Raw genomic sequence first — 1,311 nt, 5'->3', positions numbered from 1 at the left:
TATTAGGATTTCCAGCACTAAGCCCTCTCGGCACGCCCTTGACGCCATCAGTTGAGCCACGGCGGCCCTGACCCATGACATTACTGTGTCCTTTTCCCATACTTTATTTCCTTATTTAAGTTTTTATAATTAACGAGAATATTGACTGCTAAACCTATTTGTCTTTTTCACCTCCTTAACATTATTTAAATGTCATGAGTTTTATTCTTTAGCTTTGCCAGACCCACAAATAAAAACACCCCGCTAATTAGCGAGGTGCGTCATTACCTTCATGAGAATATTATGATTAATAGAGTTTAATACTGAGTTTGTCTGCGGTGTGTTAAACCACGATTAACACCTTACAAGATTTTTTTCGGGCCGGGATAGCATTAATTTAATAAATTTTACCCCCATAAAATACATAGGTATTAAGATAGAAAAGTTAACATTTCCTCATCCGAACTTAGAACTATTTATATCATATAACCGACTCATTAATTACAGAATTATAAATCATGAAAATATAAACTGCCAGAAAGGCGGCTTATATTATCACTTTAGAAATTAAGTGGGCCAATAGCTAAATTTTTGATATGGCTATTTTAATTTCTTCCAACAACTGGTTAAGGTTAAACCCTAAAGTACTAGAGTAAATGGGATTCTCCCAGTCATCACGTCTAATAGACATAACTTTAAAATAACCACTCTCGTCAAAAGAAGGATACCAACCAACATCAACAATAGAGCCATTTAGATATTTTATCTGTAGTAGATCCTCATCAAGAAGGTCAATAACATCCGACAACCCATCATCTTTTTGAATAGAATGCAGATCATTATATATATACTCAGCATTACTTATATATAATACGTCACCAAATAATTTTAATTCTTTGTTCATTTTATTAATCTCCTAGATTCGGTTTCACCAATTGGATGAGAGTGAATAACACCCCCCGATTCTTTAGTTACTACCCAGCAAGTTTCCTTTCCTTTATATGCACCTTGAACATCTCTAAATTCCTTAACTTTCCAAGATTGACCATTAGTTACTGAAATCCCTGTCAACCAAACTTCTTGATCAACTTCAGGGATATTAACACCTTGTTTGAATTTTGCCGGACCTGATTTAGTCGAGTTAACAATATCGTCCCACTTCATATTCTTAGGTGGGTAATGTTTGAAACCATGAGGATATGACCCTTTAGATGTACTTAGATAAACATACACCGGTTCCAGCCCCGACTCTGCTGGGAACCAAATGATGTAATCGTGGAAATCCATCTCCTCATGTGCAAGGAACGTCAGTGCTCGCTTTGTCGCCAGAAA

Annotated in this window: 2 protein-coding genes; both read right to left on the bottom strand. The window is 36.0% G+C overall.

Annotated features, from left to right (window positions below):
* Window positions 1-562: 562 nt before the first annotated feature.
* Window positions 563-883: a hypothetical protein gene (locus V2A85_RS23695; protein WP_420072554.1), complete on the bottom strand. Its 321-nt coding sequence runs from the start codon at window positions 881-883 to the stop codon at window positions 563-565.
* A partial coding sequence (locus V2A85_RS23690; RefSeq protein WP_420072553.1) for an S-type pyocin domain-containing protein occupies window positions 880-1,311 on the bottom strand: 432 nt, incomplete at its 5' end. The genes V2A85_RS23695 and V2A85_RS23690, both read right to left, overlap by 4 nt.

Source organism: Yersinia sp. 1252 StPb PI (assembly GCF_048593885.1).
In the GTDB taxonomy this organism is placed as follows: Bacteria; Pseudomonadota; Gammaproteobacteria; order Enterobacterales; family Enterobacteriaceae; genus Yersinia; species Yersinia enterocolitica_E.
Note: the sequence above shows the minus strand (reverse complement) of the source record. Positions and strands in the feature narration are given on the sequence as shown.